Consider the following 16844-nt stretch of genomic DNA (forward strand, 5'->3'; position numbering starts at 1 on the left):
GTTTCTCTTCTCCTGTCACCTCTCTGCCGACGTGTCGCACGCCGTTACTTCGCCGGGAGAGCGGACGTTAGAAACATGCGGCTGCGCGCAGCAGTCGCTCTTTCGATCCAAAGGAGAACGTGATGTCTCGCATCGCGAAGGCAGCCGCCATCACCATCGGCACCGGTGCCGTCGTCCTGGCGGGCGCCGGCCTGGCTTCGGCCGATGCCGGTGCGCAGGGCAGCGCCGTCAACTCGCCCGGCGTACTCTCGGGCAACCTGCTCCAGGTCCCGGTCCACGTGCCCGTGAACATCTGCGGCAACACCGTGAACGTGGTCGGTCTGCTGAACCCCGCGTTCGGCAACCAGTGCGTGAACGACGGCGGCGGCCACCACGGCGGTCACCACCAGGGCGGTCACCACCAGGGCGGTCACCACAAGGGCGACCACCACAAGGGCGGTCACCACGGCGGCGGTCACCACAAGGGCGGTCACCACAAGGGCGGCAACCACGGCGGCGGCGGCCACAAGGGCGGCTACGGCAGCTGACCCCAGCAGCTCGAAGAGGCCCCCGGGAAGCGTTCCCCCCGGGGGCTTCACGCTGTCCCCGGCGGCCCTGGCGGCCCCGGCGTCTCCGGCCACCCGCGGCTAACGCCCGTACGTGTAGAGGCCCTTGTGGCCCAGGAGGTCGTCCGGGGCGATGTCCCACGGCGGCATCGGCTCGTGGCGGGCGACGATGCGCCGGTGCTGGGACGAGTCGGGGCCGGGGGGCCGCGCGGGAAGGTAGGGGGCCGCGCGGGGGTGGCGGCGCTGCCAGCGGTCCCACAGCAGGTCAACGAAGGCGTGGTTCAGCCAGAACACCGGGTCGTTCACCGAGGCCCCGCCCAGCATGTGCCCGCCGACCCAGCGGTGCACGCGGTTGTGGTTGCGCCAGCGGGCGTCGCCCTTCGCCGACGTCCAGCCCTCCAGCTTGTTGCGGAAGCCCGACGGGGACCTGGAGTCCCAGGGCGGGACGTCGTAGCGCGGGTCGGCCATGGCCCAGGCCACGTCCCGCGCGGTGGGCAGGGCGATGGGGTCGCGCGAGCGGCCGAGGTCACGGGTGAGGAAGTCCCCGTCGGTGATGCTCTCCCTGATGACCCAGTGCCCGTGGCGGTACGCGAACGGGCCGGTCGTGACCTGCCGGTCGGACCGCCGCCCGTTGCCGCCCATCAGGTCCTCGCCCCACAGGGACGCGGCCGGACTCCGGTCCTTCGTCCAGTCCCAGTAGGGCACGGTGACCCCCGCGTCCAGACGTTGCAGGGCGCGTTCGAAGTCGAGCAGGAAGCGGCGGTGCCAGGGGAAGAACGACGGGGCCATGTGCGCCACCCGCAGCCGGTCCTCCCCGTCCGACACGTAGTAGTCGATGTGCATCCGGACGAACTCGTCGTACTCCCCTCTGCGCTTGAGCCGCAGGACCGCGTCGACGAACCTGCGCCGTTCGGCCCGGCTGAGGCTGCTCTGGTTCCTGCGCGTGGGGGCCATGGCCGTCCGTTCTGCTGTCCGGTGCGGGCGGGGCGGCTCAGTGTCCGCGGCCGCTCAGGGCCTGGAAGGGACCCAGCTCGTCGACGGCGCCCCGGGCGGCGGCGAGCGGTGTCTCGTACGACTGGTAGTGGTCCACCATGCTGAGGTAGCCGCCGTCCGCGCGGCGCATGAGCGCGAGCGGCTGCCCGTCGACGCTGACCCGCCAGCCGCCCGGCGCGTGCCCCCGCGGCGCCGTCACGGGCTCGCCCCGGATGCGGCGGCCCCGGTAGGTCTCGTCGAACGGCGGCCCGTCCGGCGCGGCGGCCGGGACGTCCTCGGTGGCCGGGCGTGCGGTACGCGCGACACCGGCGGCGGCGAGCAGCGCCGAGGCCGCGACACCCAGGAGGTGGCGGCGCCGTACGCGCTCGGTCAGCGGCGGGGTGGTGCGGGCCCGGCTCGGGACCGGGCCCGCACGGGTCGGCAGCGGCGGCACGGTCAGGTGAGGCCGAGCTGCGTCATGGGGGTCGCGCTCAGCGTCGGCGCGTCCAGGCCAACGCTGGGCAGTGTCGGGGCGGGCAGCCCCCACAGCTCGCCGCGCGGGGCGGTCAGGGGCAGGCCGAGACCGGCGCCCGGGGTGACGGCCTCGACGTCCGACGCGTTCACCTCGGCCTCGACGGCCTTGAGGCCGCTGTCACCGAGCAGACCGGCCAGCGGGACCGCGGCGCGCACGGACGGCAGGCTGTTGTCGACCGGGACGCGCGGCACCAGGTGGTCGGGGAGCAGCTCGCCCGCCACGTAGTCGGGCCCCTGCGGGCCACCGCTGGGCGCGGGTACAGGGATGCCGAAGGTGACCTCGGGGGCCTGCAGGTGCAGGGAGTTCTCGATCCCCTGCAGCGGGACGGTCACCTCGGGCTGCTCGGCCGCCGTCGCCGAGGCGGCGCCACCGGCCGCCGCCGCACAGGCCATGACCGCGGCGAGGGCACCTCTGGTCGACTTCTTCATTGCGGGTCTCGTCCTTTCGCCGTGACGGCCGCTCCGCCGTCACCGAATCAACGATCCTGGACCGACATCAGCGCGAAATTCCCCCGTATGCAGCAATTCACTGCCCGGTCCAGAAGTCCCACCAGCGCGTCAGTACGAGCATTCCGATGACGCCCAGGTGCGCGAGAGGCAGGACCCAGGTGAATTCGTCGAGGAAAAGGCGTACGCCGCGCGGGACGGGGAGGAATCCGTGACGCGCGTTGTGCGACGTCACGTACCAGAACATGAGAAGGGTCGCCGCCCACGCCAGACAGCACCACAGGCACAGCGAATTGATGCGGTAGAGGGACTGGAACTGCAGCCAGGCGCAGAAGGCGACGCCGAGAGCCGTGCCCGCGTTCAGCGTCAGCCAGTACCAGCGCGGGAAGCGGGCGCCCGCCAGCACGGCCGCCCCGGCGCCGGTCACCACGGCGTAACCGACGAGGCCGAGCAGCGGGTTGGGGAAGCCGAACGCCGCCGCCTGCTCGCTCTTCATGACGTTGCCGCACGCCACCACCGGGTTGAGGCTGCACCCCGGGACGAAGTCCGGGTCCTTCAGGAGGGCGAGCTTGTCGAGGGTGATGACCCAGGACGCGAGGAGCCCCGCCGCGCCGGTGACGACCAGCAGCAGGCCCAACCACCGGCCCCCCTCCTGCCGGTGGGGGCCGTCCCCGGGCGCCGCGGGGGCCGGTCCGGGCGCGGCGGCGCCCTGCCTCGGCACCCGGCGGGGCAGATCGGTGGTGCTCATCAGCGCAGGCTTCGGGCGGGCAGCAGGCAGTGCGCGGCGTTGAGCAGCGTCTCCTCGGCGCCGACGAAACCGCTCAGGCGCTTCTCGTCGACGGGCTCGCCCGGCCTGGCCTCGGGCCACGCGCGCGTGGTGGCCATGAAGTAGGCGTGGCCGCGCTGCTGCACGGCGGTGATCCACTCCGGCGGCACCACGCACTGCGCGTGCAGGTGCGGCATGGTGACGACGGCCTGTTCGCCCTCGACGAGGAGGGTGACCGGCAGGGAGGGGTGCTGGCTGCCGTCGACGACGGGGCCGCCGACGGGCAGGCCCGCGTCGTGGAGCAGGACGCCCATGGCCCGGGCGGTGGCCTCGGGGCCCCCCTCGGTGTCGCCGAGGGAGTAGGCGAGCAGGAAGGGCATGTCCTTGTCGTCCTCGGGGTGCTCGCCGCTCCAGGCGAGAACAGCCAGAGTCCCGAGATCGGCCGCTTGGAAAGGGCGCTGTTCGCCGGCAGTTGAGGTCATGAGGGGAACCGTATAGACGCGAGGAGCCCCGACCGGCCCCGTTGTCACCCATGTGGCCGAACGCGGGGACGTCATCACACGATGGGGTCATGCGGGCGATGCCTTGACCCCGCTTCCGGGCCCGGGAAAGGCGCCCCCGGGCACACGAAAGGGCCGGCCCGTGGAAGAGGTGGCCGGCCCTTGCGTCATCGTCTGGTCCCTGTTCGCGCCCGGGGCGGTACACCGGGCTGACAGGCAAATTGACTGCGCGTCAGCGGGGAAAGGAGTGCGGGGGATGGCCGGTCACTTGGCGACGGGGAGTCCGCCGAGGAGCTTCGCCGGGCCGCCGTGGGCGTTCAGGCCGTCCGCGGTGTCCTTGACGGTGCTGACGACGGAGTCCTTGTTCTCGGTGTCGAGCATGTTCGTGTTCACCGGCTTGGTGTCGAGCAGGGACTTGCCGGCCAGGCTCTCGAGTCCGCCGTTCAGGCTGGTGGGCGTCAGGTCGCCGGCGAAAGCGGGCGCGGCGGAACCGGCGATGGCGATGGAACCGGCAAGGACAGCGGCAGCCTTCAGGGCCTTCATCATGTTCCTTTCTTTGGCAACGCGTGTCGCCTATGGGAGCACCGTTCAGGCATCGATTGCCTGGCGTCTCACTTCACCGGGGCTAACGAGCACACGCCGGTACGGAAACCCCTCTGCCTGAAACTTCCCCGAACCCGGAGAAGGGAGAAGGAGAAGGGAGAAGGCATCTCATCATCACATCGACCGGCCGATTATCGGGCCGGGCGCAAAGCCGCTTACTCCCCGGTGTTCAGGGCGCCTTGGGCGCCGGCGGCAGGCCCGGCAGGCTGGGGGCGGGCAGGCCGCCGCCGACCATCGTGGCCGCGACCACGTTCACCAGGGCGGGGACCACCTTGGGGGCCTGGGCGAGCACGGCCGCCTTGTCGCCCGCGCCGGTGGCCTTCAGCAGGGCGTCGACCGACTTCTGGAGCGCGGCCAGGGCGTCCGCCTTGGGGTCGAGCGGCACCGCGCCGCGGCCGGGCGCGCCCGCGGCCGGCGGGGGCGCGGCGGGGGTCTGCGCCCCGGGCACGGCGGGGGCCTGCGGCAGGGCGGGCATCTGCGGCAGCCGGACGGCGGGGGCGGCGGGGCCCTGGGCGGCGGCCGGGTCCGTCGCGGCCTTGGGAGCCGGGGGCTTGGCCGCCGCGAGGGCCTCCAGGGCCTTCTTCACCGCTTCGGTGTGCTTCTTGACGTCCTCGGGGGGCAACTTGTTGTCCTTCGCCTTGAGCACCGCGGTGAGCAGTTCCGAGACGGTGTTCAGGGCGCCGCCGAGGGCGTGCAGCTGCTGGGTCTGGGCCGCCAGGGCGTTGGCGTCGGGGGCCGGCGCGCGCGGGGCGGTCCCCGGCTTGTCCCGGGAGGCGTCGTCGTGGGCGAGGGCGGGGCCAGCCGCGCCGAGGAGCAGCATGGCGCACAGGGCGCTGGTCGCGATACGCCGCAGGGGCAGAGCGCGCATGGGGTGGGTCCCTTCCGGTGATGCGTCGGATCTTGTGCTCACCGTGGGAGCGGCGCACCCCCGCCGCAACCGAGCACCTCCATTCGGGGCACCGCCGTCCGAGGGCCCGTCAGAAATGAGCCGGTACGGCGAACGGCCGCCCCCGCCTTCGCGGGGACGGCCGTTCGACGGGACGACGTGTCAGTCGTTGACGCACGTGTTGCCGAACGCCGGGTTCAGCAGGCCGATGATGTCAACGGTGTTGCCGCAGAGGTTGATCGGGATGTGGATCGGCACCTGGACGGCGTTACCGGAGATCACGCCGGGGGAGTTGGTGGCGGCGCCCTGCGCGCCGGCGTCGGCGGTGGCGACGCCCGCGGTGCCGGCCACAGCGGCAGCGGCTACGGCGGAGAGGGCGAGTGCCTTGGTGGTACGCGACATGGAGTGCTGCTCCTAGGTAAGGGTGCGACGTACGGGCCGGGTGCCCGTATACAGGGATCAACTGTCGATCGGGACGGCGAGTTGTGCGCCCAGACGAGTGATGTGTGTCGGGCCTCCCGCCGCGCGCAGGTGGATCCACCACGCCCTTCACCGTTCCGACACACGTACGCAGGTTGACGAAGCGGAACCGCGCAGCGGCTACAGTTGCCCTTCTATTTAGGGCATTTCAGTCATACGCGCCAGATTCGCGCAATTACTGCGAACCTCTCATATCCGCTGTGGTCAGAGCTCTTCACACGTCGGAAGGCCAACGCCGTCATGCCACGGATCCTGCACGTCAGCCAGCCCGTGGACGGTGGTGTGGCACGGGTCGTCGCCGACCTGGCCGCGGCCCAGGCGGCCGCGGGGGCGGACGTCCACGTGGCCTGCCCCGACCAGGGCCCCCTGCCGCGCAGGCTGGCCGCCACCGCCGGTGTGCGCACCCACCCCTGGGCGGCGTCCCGCTCCCCCGGGCGGCGGCTGCGCGCCGAGGTGGCGGACCTGCGCCGCGTCATCGACGACGTGCGGCCGGCGCTCGTCCACGCCCACAGCGCCAAGGCCGGGCTCGCCGCGCGGCTCGCGCTGCGCGGGCGCGTCCCGACCGTCTTCCAGCCGCACGCCTGGTCCTTCGAGGCCGTCGGCGGGGCCACCGCGCTCCTGGCCAGGCTCTGGGAGCGCCGCGCGGTCCGCTGGACGACCCGCGTCGTCTGCGTCAGCGAGGCCGAGTGGCTCACCGGCCGCCGCGCGGGCGTCGACGGCTCCTACGCGGTGGTCCCCAACGGCGTGGACGTCGACCACTTCGCGCCCGGCGCCGGGCAGTGGGCCCGCGACCGGCTGCTGCCCGCCTCCTTCGCCCGCGCCCCCCTCGTGGTGTGCGTGGGCAGGCTCTGCCGGCAGAAGGGGCAGGACGTCCTGCTGCGCGCCTGGCCCGCCGTCACCGCCCGGGTGCCCGGCGCCCGGCTGGTCCTGGTGGGGGACGGGCCCGACGCCGCCCTCCTGCGCGGGCGGGCGGACGCCTCCGTGCTGTTCGCCGGGGCGGCGCGGGACGCCGCCGACTGGTACCGGGCGGCCGACGTGGTGGTGCTGCCCTCCCGGTGGGAGGGCATGGCGCTGGCCCCGCTGGAGGCCATGGCCTGCGCCCGGCCGGTCGTCGTCACCGATGTGAACGGCGCGCGGGAGAGCCTGCCGTCGGCCGCCCGCGCCCACGGACTCGTACCGCCGGAGGACCCCGCCGCGCTGGCCCGGGCCCTGGTCACCGTGTTGCGGGACGCGCGGTTGCGCGACGCGCTCGGCCGGCGTTGCCGACGGCATGTCCTGGACCACCACGACGCGCGGTACGCCGCGGACGCCATCGACGTGGTGTACCGCGAACTGCTGGACGCGGCGCCCACCGAGTACAGGGAGTGCACCACCACGTGAGTGCGGAACGAACCGTTGCCTCCTCGTCAGGTCAGTCCCGGCAGGGCACCTCCGCCCCGCCCGGCACCTTCGTCATCGCCCCCCGGGGGGAACACGGCGCACCCGCCCGGGACCGCGCGCGGCGCCCCGCCCGGCGGCGGCGCTCGGTCGCGGCGCTGGTGGCCGTCGACGCCGCCGCCGCGCTGCTCCCCCTGCTCCTGCTCGACGACCCACGGCGGTACGCCGTCCTCGCCCCCCTGCTGCTGGCCGCCGTCGTGGTCCTGAACGCCCAGGGGCGCCTGTACGCGTACACCGCGCTGCCCGCGACGCTGGACGAGGTGCCCGCGCTCGCCGGCCGCGCCGCGCTCGGCTGGTCCCTCACCGCCGCCCTCGCCCCCGCCCTGCCCGCGCCCGCGCCGCCGCTCGCCCTGCCGACGCTGCTCACCCTCGGTGCGGCCCAGTGCCTGCTCGGCGTCGGGGGGCGCGGCCTGGTGCACTGGCACCGGCGGGCGGGCGCGCTGCGCAGACCCCGGCCGGTGCTGGTCGCCGGGCCCGCCTCCGACGCGCGCTCGGTGGCCGCGGCCCTGCTGCGGCGGCCGCGCTGCGGCGTGCGGCCCGTGGGCGTGGTGGGCGACACCGACCAGCAGGGCGAGGCGGAGGCCCCCGGGCCCGCCGTCGAACTGCCGGTGCTCGGCACGGAGGACGAGGTGCACCGCGCCGTGATCCAGAACGACGTACGCACCGTGCTCCTGGTCCCCGGCGGCGCCCCCGGGCTCACCGGGCGGCTGCCGACGCTGGGCGGCTGCGAGCTCTGGGAGATCGAGGCGCGCCCCGCGGAGCCGGCGCCCGCGCGGGACGGTGTCCGGCAGTACGTGGCCGGGTTCGCCTGCCGCCCCCTCGCTCTCGCGGGGCCGCGCGGGACCAGCGTGGGCAAGCGGGCCCTGGACGTCGCGGTGGCCGGGGCGCTGCTGCTGGTGGCCGCTCCGGTGCTGCTGGCCTGCGCGCTGGTGCTGCGCGTCACCGAGGGGCCCGGCGTGATCTTCCGTCAGGAGCGCGTCGGCAAGGACGGGCGGCTGTTCACCCTGCTGAAGTTCCGCACCCACCGGCCCGCGGACCCGCAGGAGGCGGCGACGCGCTGGAGCGTGGCCGACGAGCACCGGATGAACCCGTTCTGCCGCTTCCTGCGCAGCACCTCGCTGGACGAGCTGCCGCAGCTGTGGAACGTCCTGCGCGGCGACATGAGCCTGGTCGGGCCCCGGCCCGAACGGCCCTTCTTCGTCGCGCAGTTCAGCCAGACCTACCCCGACTACGCGCGGCGGCACCGGATGCCGACCGGCATCACCGGGCTCGCCCAGATCCACGGGCTGCGCGGGGACACCTCCATCGAGGACCGCTGCCGCTTCGACAACGCCTACATCGACAGCTGGTCCTTCTGGCAGGACCTGTGCATCCTGCTGCGCACGCTCGGCTGCCTCGTGCGCCGCACGGGGAGCTGAGCGCCGTGCCCCCACGCGATGCCGTCCTGCGCGAACTGCGGCGCGGCGCACCGGTCCTGCCGGTCGTCCTGCTCGTCGCGCTGCTCGCCCTGCCGGTGCCGGCCGGCGGCCAGGCCGCGGGCGGCGGCGCCGGTCCCGGCACCGGGACGCTCGCCGACGCGGTCTCCGCCCTGGTCGTCGGCCACTGCGCCGTCCAGCTGGCCCGCACCGGCCGGCGGCCGCTGAGCGGGAGTGCCGCGGTGCTCCTCGCCCTGCCGGTCGTCGGCGTCACCGTGGCCGCCCTCGGCGCCTCCTCCGCGGCGACCGGTGTCGCCGGGGCCGCGCGCTACCTCCAGATCTTCGTGCTGGTCCCGGCGGCCGTCATGGTCCTCGTGCGCGACGCGCGTGACGTCCGGCTGATCGGCTGGGCGTTCGTCGGGCTCGCCCTCTGGCAGGGCGCCATCGGCGTGCGCCAGAACCTGACCGGCACCGGGGCCTCGTACATGGGCGAGGACATCCGCGCGGTGGGCACGTTCGGCTCCACGGACGTGATGGGGATGGCCACGGTCGTCTCGTACGGGCTCGTCTGCGCCCTGGCGCTGGCCTTCCGCCCGCACGCGCCCCGGCAGCGCGCGGCGGCCGGGATCTGCGCGGCCCTGCTGACCGTGCCGCTCGCCCTGTCCTACAGCCGCGGGGCGTGGATCGCCACGGTGGTGGCCTGCCTCGGCGTGCTGCTGCTGGCCGGGGCCCGCCGGGCGGGCCGGGTGCTGCTGGCCGGGGCGGCGGCCGCCGTGGTGCTCGTCGCGGGGCTCGGCGTGGGCTCGGCGATGCTCCAGGAGCGGCTCAGCAGCATCACCCAGGTCACCGACGCCCCCGACCAGTCGGTCACCGACCGGTACACGATGTGGGCGGCCTCCGCCGACATGTGGCGCGAGCGCCCGCTGACCGGCGTGGGCCTCAAGGGCTTCCCCGAACACCGCGACGGCCACGCCTCGCTGGCCCTGTCCTCGGGCAGCGACACCGCCGGGGCGGGCAGCGGCTTCGTGCGCCAGCCCCTGCTGTCCCCGCACAACATGTACCTGCTCGTCCTCGGCGAGCAGGGGCTGCTCGGCCTCGCCGCGCTCGCCGGCGGCTGGGCGGCGCTCCTGGTGTGCGGGCTGCTGCGGTGGCGGCGCCGGTGCGCGCGGCCGGGCGGACCCGGCGGCCCCGAGCTGGAGTGCGCGCTGCTGTCCTGCGGGCTGCTGATCTGGCAGCTGACCGACTTCGTCTACGCGGACATCGGCGGCCCCTCCACCGTCCTGACGGCGGTCGCCCTCGGCGTCGCGGCGTGGTGGGCGGTCGGCGTACGGCCCGCGCCCGGAGAGGCGGCCACGCGATGACGACCGTGCCGCCGACGGTGGCCCCGCCCCCGCCCTCCGGCGCGTCACGGACGGCCGACGCGGGCCCGGCGCCCGACAGGAGCGGCGGCTCCTTCCTCGCCAAGGCCGCGCTGGTCACGGCCGCGCTGTCGGTGGCCGGTTCGCTCCTCGGGCTCGTCCGGGACCAGGCGCTCGCGCGCTTCTTCGGCGCCGGCACCGACACCGACGCCTTCCTGGTGGCGTGGACCGTCCCGGAGCTGGCCGCGACCCTGCTCATCGAGGACGGCCTGGCGTTCTTCCTCGTACCGGCCTTCAGCCTGGCGCTGGCCCGCCGCGCCGAGAACCCCGCCACCGACCCCGTACGCGACCTCGTGCGGGCGTCGCTGCCCCGCATGTCCCTGTGGTTCGCCGCCGCCTCGCTCGTGCTGATGGCGGCGGCACCGTACGTGGTGGCGCTGCTCGCTCCCGGGCTGCCCGACGCGCACCGGGCCGTGGACTGCACGCGGCTGACCGCCACCTGCGCCTTCACCTTCGGCCTCACCGGCTACTGCAGCGCGGCGCTGCGGGCGCACCACCGGTTCGTCGCCCCGGCGGCCGTGTACGTCGCCTACAACGCGGCCATCATCACCGCCCTGTTCGTGCTGGCCGCGCCCTGGGGCGTACGGGCCGCCGCCGCCGGTGTCGCGGTCGGCGGCGCCCTGATGGTGGCCGTCCAGGCGCCGTCCCTGTGGCGGCAGTTGCGGCGCGGGCCGGGAGCGGCACCTACCGTGGCGGGCCCGGCGGCGGACCGGACGCTGCAGACGGCGATCATCTGGACGGTCCTGCTGTTCGCCCTCTGCCGTCAGTCGCAGGTCCTCATCGAACGCTTCCTCGCCTCGTCGCTGCCCGCCGGCGCCATCTCGCACCTGAACTACGCGCAGAAGGTCGCGCAGATGCCGATGGTCCTCTCCCTCATGCTGTGCACCGTCACCTTCCCGGCGCTCGCCCGCGCGCTGGGCGCCGGGGAGACGGAGCGCGCCCGGGACCGCGTCGAGCGCGACCTCGTCCTGGTGGGCTGCATGGTGCTCGGCGGCACCGCCGCCATCGTCGCGACCGCGCCCCCGCTCATCGAACTGCTCTTCCAGCGCGGCGCCTTCACCGCGCCCGACACCGCCACCACCGCCTCCGTCATGCGCGTGTACGCGCTCGGCCTGCTGGGCCACACGCTGGTCGGCGCGCTCGCCCGCGCCCACTTCGCCGTCGCCCGCACCACGTGGATCCCGCTCTCCTCGATGGCCGTCGGCATCGTCATGACGGCCGGGATCGGGTTCCTGAGCGTCGGCACCTGGGGCGTCCACGGCATCGCCGCCGCCAACGCCACCGGCATCTGCGTCACCGCGCTGCTCCTGCTGCGCGGCATGGGCCCGCGCACCGTGCCCATCAGGACGCGGGCCGTCGCCGGGCAGCTGGGCCGGCTGGTGCTCGCCGCCGGGGGCGCGAGCGTGCTCGGCGCCCTGTGCGCGGGGCGGGTGGCGCAGCCCGTGCCCGCCGTCGCGGCGGGCTGCGCGGTGGTCACCGTCTCCTTCGTGCTGCTCGGCCTGCTCCTGCGGGCGCAGCCCTGGCCGTCCCTCCTCCGCTCCGTCACAGGAAAGCCGCGCCATGCCCGTTGACACCACCCCGTCCCCGTCCTCCCCCTCCCCGTCCCCCTCTCCCTCCGGCACCGACGCCGAGCCCTTTCTGCGGCTCAAGCAGCCCCGTACCGCCGCGTGGATCGCGATGTACCACTCCGTCGCCGACCCCACCGACGACCCGTACCGCGTCACCGTCTCCCCCGACCGCCTCGCCGCCCAGCTGCGCTGGCTGCGCCGCCGGGGCCTGCGCGGGGTGTCGATGCGGCACCTCCTGGACGCGTGCGCGCGCGGCCAGGAGGAGAACCTGGTGGGGCTCACCTTCGACGACGGCTACCAGGACTTCGTCGACCAGGCGCTCCCGCTGCTGCGCCGCCACGACTGCTCCGCCACCCTGTTCGTCCTGCCGGGCCGCCTCGACGGCGACAACGCCTGGGACCCGCTGGGCCCCCGCAAGCCGCTCCTGGGCGCGGACGGCATCCGGCACGCCGCCGAGAGCGGTGTCGAGATCGCCTCGCACGGCCTGACCCACGTCGACCTCACCAGCGCCGACGACGAGGTGCTGCGCCGCGAGGTCGCCGGCAGCCGGGCGGCGCTGACCGGCCTGACGGGCACCGAGGTGCGGGGCTTCTGCTACCCCTACGGCCATGTCGACCAGCGGGTGATCGCCGCCGTACGGGACGCCGGGTACCGCTACGCCTGCGCCATCTCCCCCGGCCCCCTGGCGGGCGTCCTCGCGCTGCCCCGCGTCCACATCGGCCAGCAGGACACGGCCGCGCGCCTGCGGCTGAAGCTGTGGACGAACCGGCTCAGGCACCGCGCCCTGGACCGTCCGGCGGTCGCCGGATGAGGGTGCTGCACGTCATCACCGGACTCGGGGTGGGCGGCGCCGAACTGCAACTGCGCCTGCTGCTGCGCCACCTGCCCGCCGACTGCGACGTGGTCACGCTGACCGACGCGGGCGCGGTGGCCCGGGGCATCGTGGCCGACGGGACGCACGTCACCGACCTCGGCATGGCCGGCAACCGCGATGTGGCGGTGCTGCCCCGGCTGGCCCGGATCATCAGGTCCGGCCGGTACGACGCCGTCCACACCCACCTCTACCGCGCCTGCCTGTACGGGCGCCTCGCGGCCCGCGCGGCCGGGGTGCGCGCGGTGGTGGCGACCGAGCACTCGCTCGGCGACTCCCAGATGGAGGGCAGGCCGCTGAGCGCCGGGGTGCGCGCGCTGTACCTCGCCGGGGAGCGCCTCGGCCGGATGACGGTCGCCGTCTCCCCCGCCGTCGGGGAGCGGCTGAACCGCTGGGGCGTGCCCCGCCGGCGCATCCGGGTGGTGCCGAACGGCATCGACGTGGACCGCTTCCGGTACGACCCGGCCGCCCGCGCCAGGACCCGGCGGCAACTGGGGCTGGCGCAGGGGACGTTCGTCGTGGGGGGCGTGGGCCGGCTGACCGGCGGCAAGCGTTTCGACGTACTGCTGCACGCGGCCGCCCGGCTGCCGACCGACGTCACCGTGCTGCTGGTCGGCGCGGGCCCCGAGGAGCCCGGACTGCGGGCCCTGGCCCGGCGCCTCGGCCTGGCCGAGCGGGTGCGGTTCGCCGGCGAGGCCGCCCACGAGGACGGCCCCGACCGGGGCGCGGGCGCCGGGGGCGCGCCGGGCCTGCCCGCGCTGCTGTCCGCCATGGACGCGCTGGCCTCCCCCTCCCCCGAGGAGGCCTTCGGGCTCGCCCTCGTCGAGGGCCTGGCCTGCGGACTGCCGGTGCTCTACGCGTCCTGCCCCGCCGTCGACGACCTGCCGGCCGAGTCCCGGGGCGCGCCCGCCGCGTACTGCCCGAGCGACCCGGACTCCTTCGCCCAGGCGCTCCACGACCTGCGCGGCACCATCCCCCCGCGCCGCTCGGCACCACCGGCGGCGGCCCAGCACTACAGCATCACCCGCAGCGCCGACCGGCTGATGCGTGTCTACGCGTCCGTCGTCCCCGGCCCGACCCCGGAGGTGAAACCCCGATGAGCGACACCGTGAACGAGCGCCCGCGCGCCGCCGCCCTGCGCGCCCGCCTCGCGCGGCTGCCCCGCTGGTGGCCCCTGCCGGCCTGCGCGGCCCTCGGCCTGCTGGCCGGCGCCGGGTACGGCGCGTTCCAGACACCGCGCTACACGGCCACGAGTTACGTCGTCGCCGTACCGCAGTCCAAGGCCGACCCGGCCACCGCGCTCGGGTTCGCGCAGGCCTACGGCCGGGTGGCGACGCAGCTCGCCGTGCTGGGCGACGCGCAGGTGGCGGCCGGGATGTCCGCCGCCGAGCTGCGGGACAGCGTCACGGTGGCCACCTCCCCGGACGCGCCGATGATCGCGATCTCGGCGGCGGACGAGAAACCCGGGACGGCCGCCGTCACCGCCAACGCGGTGGCCCAGTCCCTCGCCACGAACGCCAACCACGCCAAGGACAGCACCCAGGTCAGGCTCCTGTCGTTCTCCCGGGCCCTGGAGCCGACCGAGCCGTCCTCGCTCTCCACCGGCGTGACGACCCTGGTCGGCGGCTGCGCGGGCGGGCTGCTCGGCGGCCTCGCCCTCCTGGTGCGGCCCCGCGCCCGTACGGAGGAGGCACCGGCCACCGCCTCGGTGCCGGGCCCCGCGTCCGCCCTGGCCAGGAGCGCCCCATGAGTACGGCGACGGGTGAGCGCCTGCTGACGACGCGGCTGTGCGTCGACGAAGACGAGTTCGACGCGCTGGCCGAGTCGTGGGGGCGCCTGCACCGGGCCTGCCGGGCGGCCACGCCCTTCCAGAGCCACGCGTGGCTGTCGTCCTGGTGGCGTTCCTACGGGCGGCCCGGGCGGCTGCGGGTGCTGCTGGTGCGCGACGGGGACCGGCTCGTCGCGGCGGCGCCGCTGATGCGGGTGCACCGCCCGCTCCCCGCCCTCAAGCCGCTCGGCGGCGCCATCTCCGACTTCGCGGACGTGCTGGTGGACGACTCCGTGCGCGAGGCCGGGACCGAGGCGCTGGTCGCGGGGCTCGGCGAACTGGCCGCGACCGCGCTGATCGACTTCGGCGAGGTCCGTCCCGGGGCCTGCCTGGAGGTCGTCCACGCCCGCTGGCGGGGGCCGCGCCGGGCGCTGGCCGACTCGGCCTGCCTGGAGCTGCCCGGCCTGCCCATGGAGGAGCTGCTCCAGCGGCTGCCGGCCCCCCGGGCCCAGCGCACCCGGGCCAAGCTGCGCAAGCTGGCCAAACTCGGGGTGGAGAGCCGCGTCGTGCCCCCCGACGAGGTGGAGGCCTCGGTGCGGACCCTGCTGCACCTGCACCAGTTGCAGTGGAGCGGCAGAAAGGTCACCTCGGAGCACCTGCGGCCGCGGTTCCGCGAGCACCTGCTGCGCGCCATGCGGCCGATGGTCACGGCCGGGGAGGCGGTGGTGACCGAGTTCCGCCTGGACGGCGAGGTGGTGGCCGCCGACCTGACCCTCCTCTCCGGCACGCTGGCCGGCGGCTATCTGTACGGCGCCCATCCGCGCCTGCGCGAGCGCAAGGTGGACGTGGCGACGATGCTCCTCGACGCGTGCACCCGCCACACCGGCGGCGAACAGCGCCGCGCGCTGAGCCTGCTGCGCGGCAACGAGCCGTACAAGCACCACTGGCGCCCCGAACCCGTCGCCAACCGGCGCTTCCTGCTGGCCCGCGGGCGCACCCGGCCGCTGCTGGCCGCCGCGGCCTGGGACGCCTCGGCCCGCCGGTGGGCCAAGGAGCGGCTGCGCGAGCGCGCGGCACGCCGCGAGGGCGGGGGGCCCTCCTCGGAGTGAGGGCCCCCGCGGCGTGCGACGGGCTCAGGGGCGCCGCTGGCCCTGCCACCAGTCGAGCCGGAGGCACAGCTTCCCGCCCAGCCAGTGCTCGACCCACTCGCCGAGTTCCAGGGGCGAGCACGCGGGCGGTGTCACCGGCGGCTGGGCCGGCGCCGTCGGGAGGTCGTCGCGGCCGGAGAGCACCTTCCGGTAGACCTCGGAGGCCCCGGGATTCTCCTTGCACTGCCAGATGCCGTGCGGGCAGTAGTCGGTGACCGTGTTGTACACGGGCTTCTTCTCGTCCATCCATTTCAGCATCCGGCGCATGTACTCCTCGTTGTCGCCGTTGCGGAAAAGGCCCCACTCCGGATAGGAGATGGGCTTCTTGTGCGCCGCCGCGAAATCGACGTGGTCCTGAAGCCCGTACGGCTCCGTGACCTGCTCGTCGAACGGCATGCCGCGCGGCTGGTCGTAGGAGTCCATGCCGATGATGTCGACCACGTCGTCGCCCGGATAGCACTGCGTCCAGGGAACGGCGTCCCGCCCTCTGCTGGGCGTGAAGTCGAACTGGAACTTCTGTCCGGCCACCGAGCGCATCGTGGTGACGATCCTGTTCCAGTACGTCTTCCAGGCCTCCGGGTCCGGGCCGCAACGGTGGGTGTACGTCGTGCCGTTCATCTCCCAGCCCGGCACGAGCACCGTGTCCGGCACGCCGAGGTCGACGAGGCGCCGGGCGAGCGCCCGGAAGTGGTGGTCGAAGCGGCCGGCGGCGCCCTGCCGCAGCAGGTCCGCCACCTCGCCGTCACCGAGGCCCTCTTCATTGCGTTCGAGCATCGGCACGTTGAGGACGAACAAGCGGTCGGCCCGCTCCTTGCGCCAGGCCGCCCACGCCTCCAGGAAGCGGGGGGCGCCCTCGATGTTGCTCCACCGGTCACCGGGGAGATAGGTGTGCCCGACCCGCAGCTCGGCCCCGCCGAGCCACTGGCTCAGTTCGTCGATGCGCTGGACACCGCGCGGCCCGTAATCGAGATAGGCGCCAAAGGCGGGGACCTTTTCCGCGGGGGCCGAAGAGGAGGGACCGCCCGGCGGATCGCCGTCGCGTGTGACGCCCGCCGGGTGGGCCGGGGCGACGGCGAGAGCCACCGCCGAGACGACCCCGGCGGCGATGAGGGAAAGTCGCTTTCGCCGCCGCCCGCCCATCGGGCCGGCGAACCTTCGCCGTGCATTCATAGCCGCTCCTCTTTCTCAGCCACAACTCATTGGCACCTTGCCGACTTGCCACCTCGAGACTTCGTCATATGTATTCTTATTGCGCCAATCGGGTTTCTAATCCCATGTCAGTTCATACCGCCCGTACGGACGATCGGGCCCGAACGGGTGGAACCGGCCCCCCTGCCGGGGTGTGGCAACCCCGCGTGCGGCACGCGACTCCTACGCTCGCCCCAGGTGACGCCGAGACGGCACCCGGCCCGGCTTGCGTGCATGCGATGGTCCACGGAAGCCGGGCCACCAACACCCCGCGCCCCTCCTGCGTCCGGCCGCTCTT

General features: G+C 74.7%; 18 protein-coding genes. 9 read left to right on the forward strand and 9 right to left on the reverse strand.

The window, feature by feature from the left end; all coding sequences use genetic code 11:
• Positions 1 to 122: 122 nt before the first annotated feature.
• Positions 123 to 527, forward strand: coding sequence for a chaplin (locus ACZ516_RS19075; RefSeq protein WP_361079948.1), 405 nt, complete (start codon positions 123 to 125; stop codon positions 525 to 527).
• 99 nt (positions 528 to 626) lie between these two features.
• On the opposite strand, the gene ACZ516_RS19080 is transcribed toward ACZ516_RS19075, so the two are convergent.
• The 8 genes from ACZ516_RS19080 to ACZ516_RS19115 all read right to left on the reverse strand — a co-directional run bounded on the left by ACZ516_RS19080 (position 627) and on the right by ACZ516_RS19115 (position 5655).
• Positions 627 to 1499: a tyrosinase family protein gene (locus ACZ516_RS19080; protein ID WP_358700402.1), complete on the reverse strand. Its 873-nt coding sequence runs from the start codon at positions 1497 to 1499 to the stop codon at positions 627 to 629.
• A 37-nt stretch (positions 1500 to 1536) separates the two neighbouring features.
• Positions 1537 to 1971, reverse strand: coding sequence for a tyrosinase family oxidase copper chaperone (locus ACZ516_RS19085; RefSeq protein ID WP_361079946.1), 435 nt, complete (start codon positions 1969 to 1971; stop codon positions 1537 to 1539).
• Positions 1972 to 1973: 2 nt separating this feature from the next.
• Positions 1974 to 2480 (reverse strand): hypothetical protein, encoded by a 507-nt coding sequence (locus ACZ516_RS19090; RefSeq protein WP_358701532.1) that lies wholly within the window; start codon positions 2478 to 2480, stop codon positions 1974 to 1976.
• A gap of 97 nt (positions 2481 to 2577) precedes the next feature.
• Complete coding sequence (locus ACZ516_RS19095; RefSeq protein WP_361079944.1) at positions 2578 to 3246, reverse strand: vitamin K epoxide reductase family protein; 669 nt, start codon at positions 3244 to 3246, stop codon at positions 2578 to 2580.
• On the reverse strand, positions 3246 to 3746 hold the full coding sequence (locus tag ACZ516_RS19100) for a DUF5949 family protein (protein ID WP_358701225.1): 501 nt from the start codon (positions 3744 to 3746) through the stop codon (positions 3246 to 3248). Before ACZ516_RS19100 ends, ACZ516_RS19095 begins: the two co-directional genes overlap by 1 nt.
• Positions 3747 to 4028: 282 nt before the next feature.
• A complete protein-coding gene (locus ACZ516_RS19105; protein ID WP_358701227.1) occupies positions 4029 to 4307 on the reverse strand; it encodes a hypothetical protein in 279 nt (92 codons plus the stop codon).
• Between the two features lie 229 nt (positions 4308 to 4536).
• Positions 4537 to 5235 carry a hypothetical protein gene (locus ACZ516_RS19110; RefSeq protein WP_469011162.1) on the reverse strand — a complete coding sequence of 233 codons (699 nt, stop codon included), beginning with the start codon at positions 5233 to 5235 and terminating at the stop codon, positions 4537 to 4539.
• Positions 5236 to 5415: 180 nt separating this feature from the next.
• A complete protein-coding gene (locus ACZ516_RS19115) occupies positions 5416 to 5655 on the reverse strand; it encodes a chaplin (protein WP_358701484.1) in 240 nt (79 codons plus the stop codon).
• A 318-nt stretch (positions 5656 to 5973) separates the two neighbouring features.
• Here ACZ516_RS19115 and ACZ516_RS19120 point away from each other — a divergent pair, with 318 nt between their 5' ends.
• From ACZ516_RS19120 to ACZ516_RS19155, 8 genes are read left to right on the forward strand one after another with little or no spacing between them, the layout of a single operon-like run.
• Positions 5974 to 7113, forward strand: a complete 1140-nt coding sequence (locus ACZ516_RS19120) for a glycosyltransferase (protein ID WP_469011163.1) — start codon at positions 5974 to 5976, stop codon at positions 7111 to 7113.
• Positions 7110 to 8588, forward strand: a complete 1479-nt coding sequence (locus tag ACZ516_RS19125) for an exopolysaccharide biosynthesis polyprenyl glycosylphosphotransferase (RefSeq protein WP_469011164.1) — start codon at positions 7110 to 7112, stop codon at positions 8586 to 8588. Before ACZ516_RS19120 ends, ACZ516_RS19125 begins: the two co-directional genes overlap by 4 nt.
• A 5-nt stretch (positions 8589 to 8593) precedes the next feature.
• Positions 8594 to 9946 carry an O-antigen ligase family protein gene (locus ACZ516_RS19130; protein WP_469011165.1) on the forward strand — a complete coding sequence of 451 codons (1353 nt, stop codon included), beginning with the start codon at positions 8594 to 8596 and terminating at the stop codon, positions 9944 to 9946.
• Positions 9943 to 11574, forward strand: coding sequence for a murein biosynthesis integral membrane protein MurJ (gene murJ / locus ACZ516_RS19135; protein ID WP_469011166.1), 1632 nt, complete (start codon positions 9943 to 9945; stop codon positions 11572 to 11574). Before ACZ516_RS19130 ends, murJ begins: the two co-directional genes overlap by 4 nt.
• The gene (locus ACZ516_RS19140; protein WP_469011167.1) at positions 11564 to 12382 is read left to right on the forward strand and encodes a polysaccharide deacetylase family protein; all 819 of its coding nucleotides are present in this window, start codon (positions 11564 to 11566) and stop codon (positions 12380 to 12382) included. Before murJ ends, ACZ516_RS19140 begins: the two co-directional genes overlap by 11 nt.
• Positions 12379 to 13542 (forward strand): glycosyltransferase, encoded by a 1164-nt coding sequence (locus tag ACZ516_RS19145; protein ID WP_469011168.1) that lies wholly within the window; start codon positions 12379 to 12381, stop codon positions 13540 to 13542. The genes ACZ516_RS19140 and ACZ516_RS19145 overlap by 4 nt, the downstream gene beginning before the upstream one ends.
• Positions 13539 to 14192, forward strand: coding sequence for a YveK family protein (locus ACZ516_RS19150; protein WP_469011169.1), 654 nt, complete (start codon positions 13539 to 13541; stop codon positions 14190 to 14192). Before ACZ516_RS19145 ends, ACZ516_RS19150 begins: the two co-directional genes overlap by 4 nt.
• A complete protein-coding gene (locus ACZ516_RS19155; protein ID WP_361079927.1) occupies positions 14189 to 15319 on the forward strand; it encodes a GNAT family N-acetyltransferase in 1131 nt (376 codons plus the stop codon). The genes ACZ516_RS19150 and ACZ516_RS19155 overlap by 4 nt, the downstream gene beginning before the upstream one ends.
• Before the next feature lie 24 nt (positions 15320 to 15343).
• Here the strand turns inward: ACZ516_RS19155 and ACZ516_RS19160 are convergent, their stop codons facing one another.
• Complete coding sequence (locus tag ACZ516_RS19160) at positions 15344 to 16528, reverse strand: glycoside hydrolase family 26 protein (RefSeq protein ID WP_469011170.1); 1185 nt, start codon at positions 16526 to 16528, stop codon at positions 15344 to 15346.
• Positions 16529 to 16844: the final 316 nt, after the last annotated feature.

Source organism: Streptomyces sp. NPDC034037 (assembly GCF_055575715.1).

Coding starts and splice junctions, on each gene's coding strand:
- ACZ516_RS19075 (WP_361079948.1), top strand. CDS start 123: ATGTCTCGCATCGCGAAGGCAGCCGCCATCACCATCGGCACCGGTGCC.
- ACZ516_RS19080 (WP_358700402.1), bottom strand. CDS start 1,499: ATGGCCCCCACGCGCAGGAACCAGAGCAGCCTCAGCCGGGCCGAACGG.
- ACZ516_RS19090 (WP_358701532.1), bottom strand. CDS start 2,480: ATGAAGAAGTCGACCAGAGGTGCCCTCGCCGCGGTCATGGCCTGTGCG.
- ACZ516_RS19095 (WP_361079944.1), bottom strand. CDS start 3,246: ATGAGCACCACCGATCTGCCCCGCCGGGTGCCGAGGCAGGGCGCCGCC.
- ACZ516_RS19100 (WP_358701225.1), bottom strand. CDS start 3,746: ATGACCTCAACTGCCGGCGAACAGCGCCCTTTCCAAGCGGCCGATCTC.
- ACZ516_RS19105 (WP_358701227.1), bottom strand. CDS start 4,307: ATGAAGGCCCTGAAGGCTGCCGCTGTCCTTGCCGGTTCCATCGCCATC.
- ACZ516_RS19110 (WP_469011162.1), bottom strand. CDS start 5,235: ATGCGCGCTCTGCCCCTGCGGCGTATCGCGACCAGCGCCCTGTGCGCC.
- ACZ516_RS19115 (WP_358701484.1), bottom strand. CDS start 5,655: ATGTCGCGTACCACCAAGGCACTCGCCCTCTCCGCCGTAGCCGCTGCC.
- ACZ516_RS19120 (WP_469011163.1), top strand. CDS start 5,974: ATGCCACGGATCCTGCACGTCAGCCAGCCCGTGGACGGTGGTGTGGCA.
- murJ (WP_469011166.1), top strand. CDS start 9,943: ATGACGACCGTGCCGCCGACGGTGGCCCCGCCCCCGCCCTCCGGCGCG.
- ACZ516_RS19140 (WP_469011167.1), top strand. CDS start 11,564: ATGCCCGTTGACACCACCCCGTCCCCGTCCTCCCCCTCCCCGTCCCCC.
- ACZ516_RS19145 (WP_469011168.1), top strand. CDS start 12,379: ATGAGGGTGCTGCACGTCATCACCGGACTCGGGGTGGGCGGCGCCGAA.
- ACZ516_RS19150 (WP_469011169.1), top strand. CDS start 13,539: ATGAGCGACACCGTGAACGAGCGCCCGCGCGCCGCCGCCCTGCGCGCC.
- ACZ516_RS19155 (WP_361079927.1), top strand. CDS start 14,189: ATGAGTACGGCGACGGGTGAGCGCCTGCTGACGACGCGGCTGTGCGTC.
- ACZ516_RS19160 (WP_469011170.1), bottom strand. CDS start 16,528: ATGAATGCACGGCGAAGGTTCGCCGGCCCGATGGGCGGGCGGCGGCGA.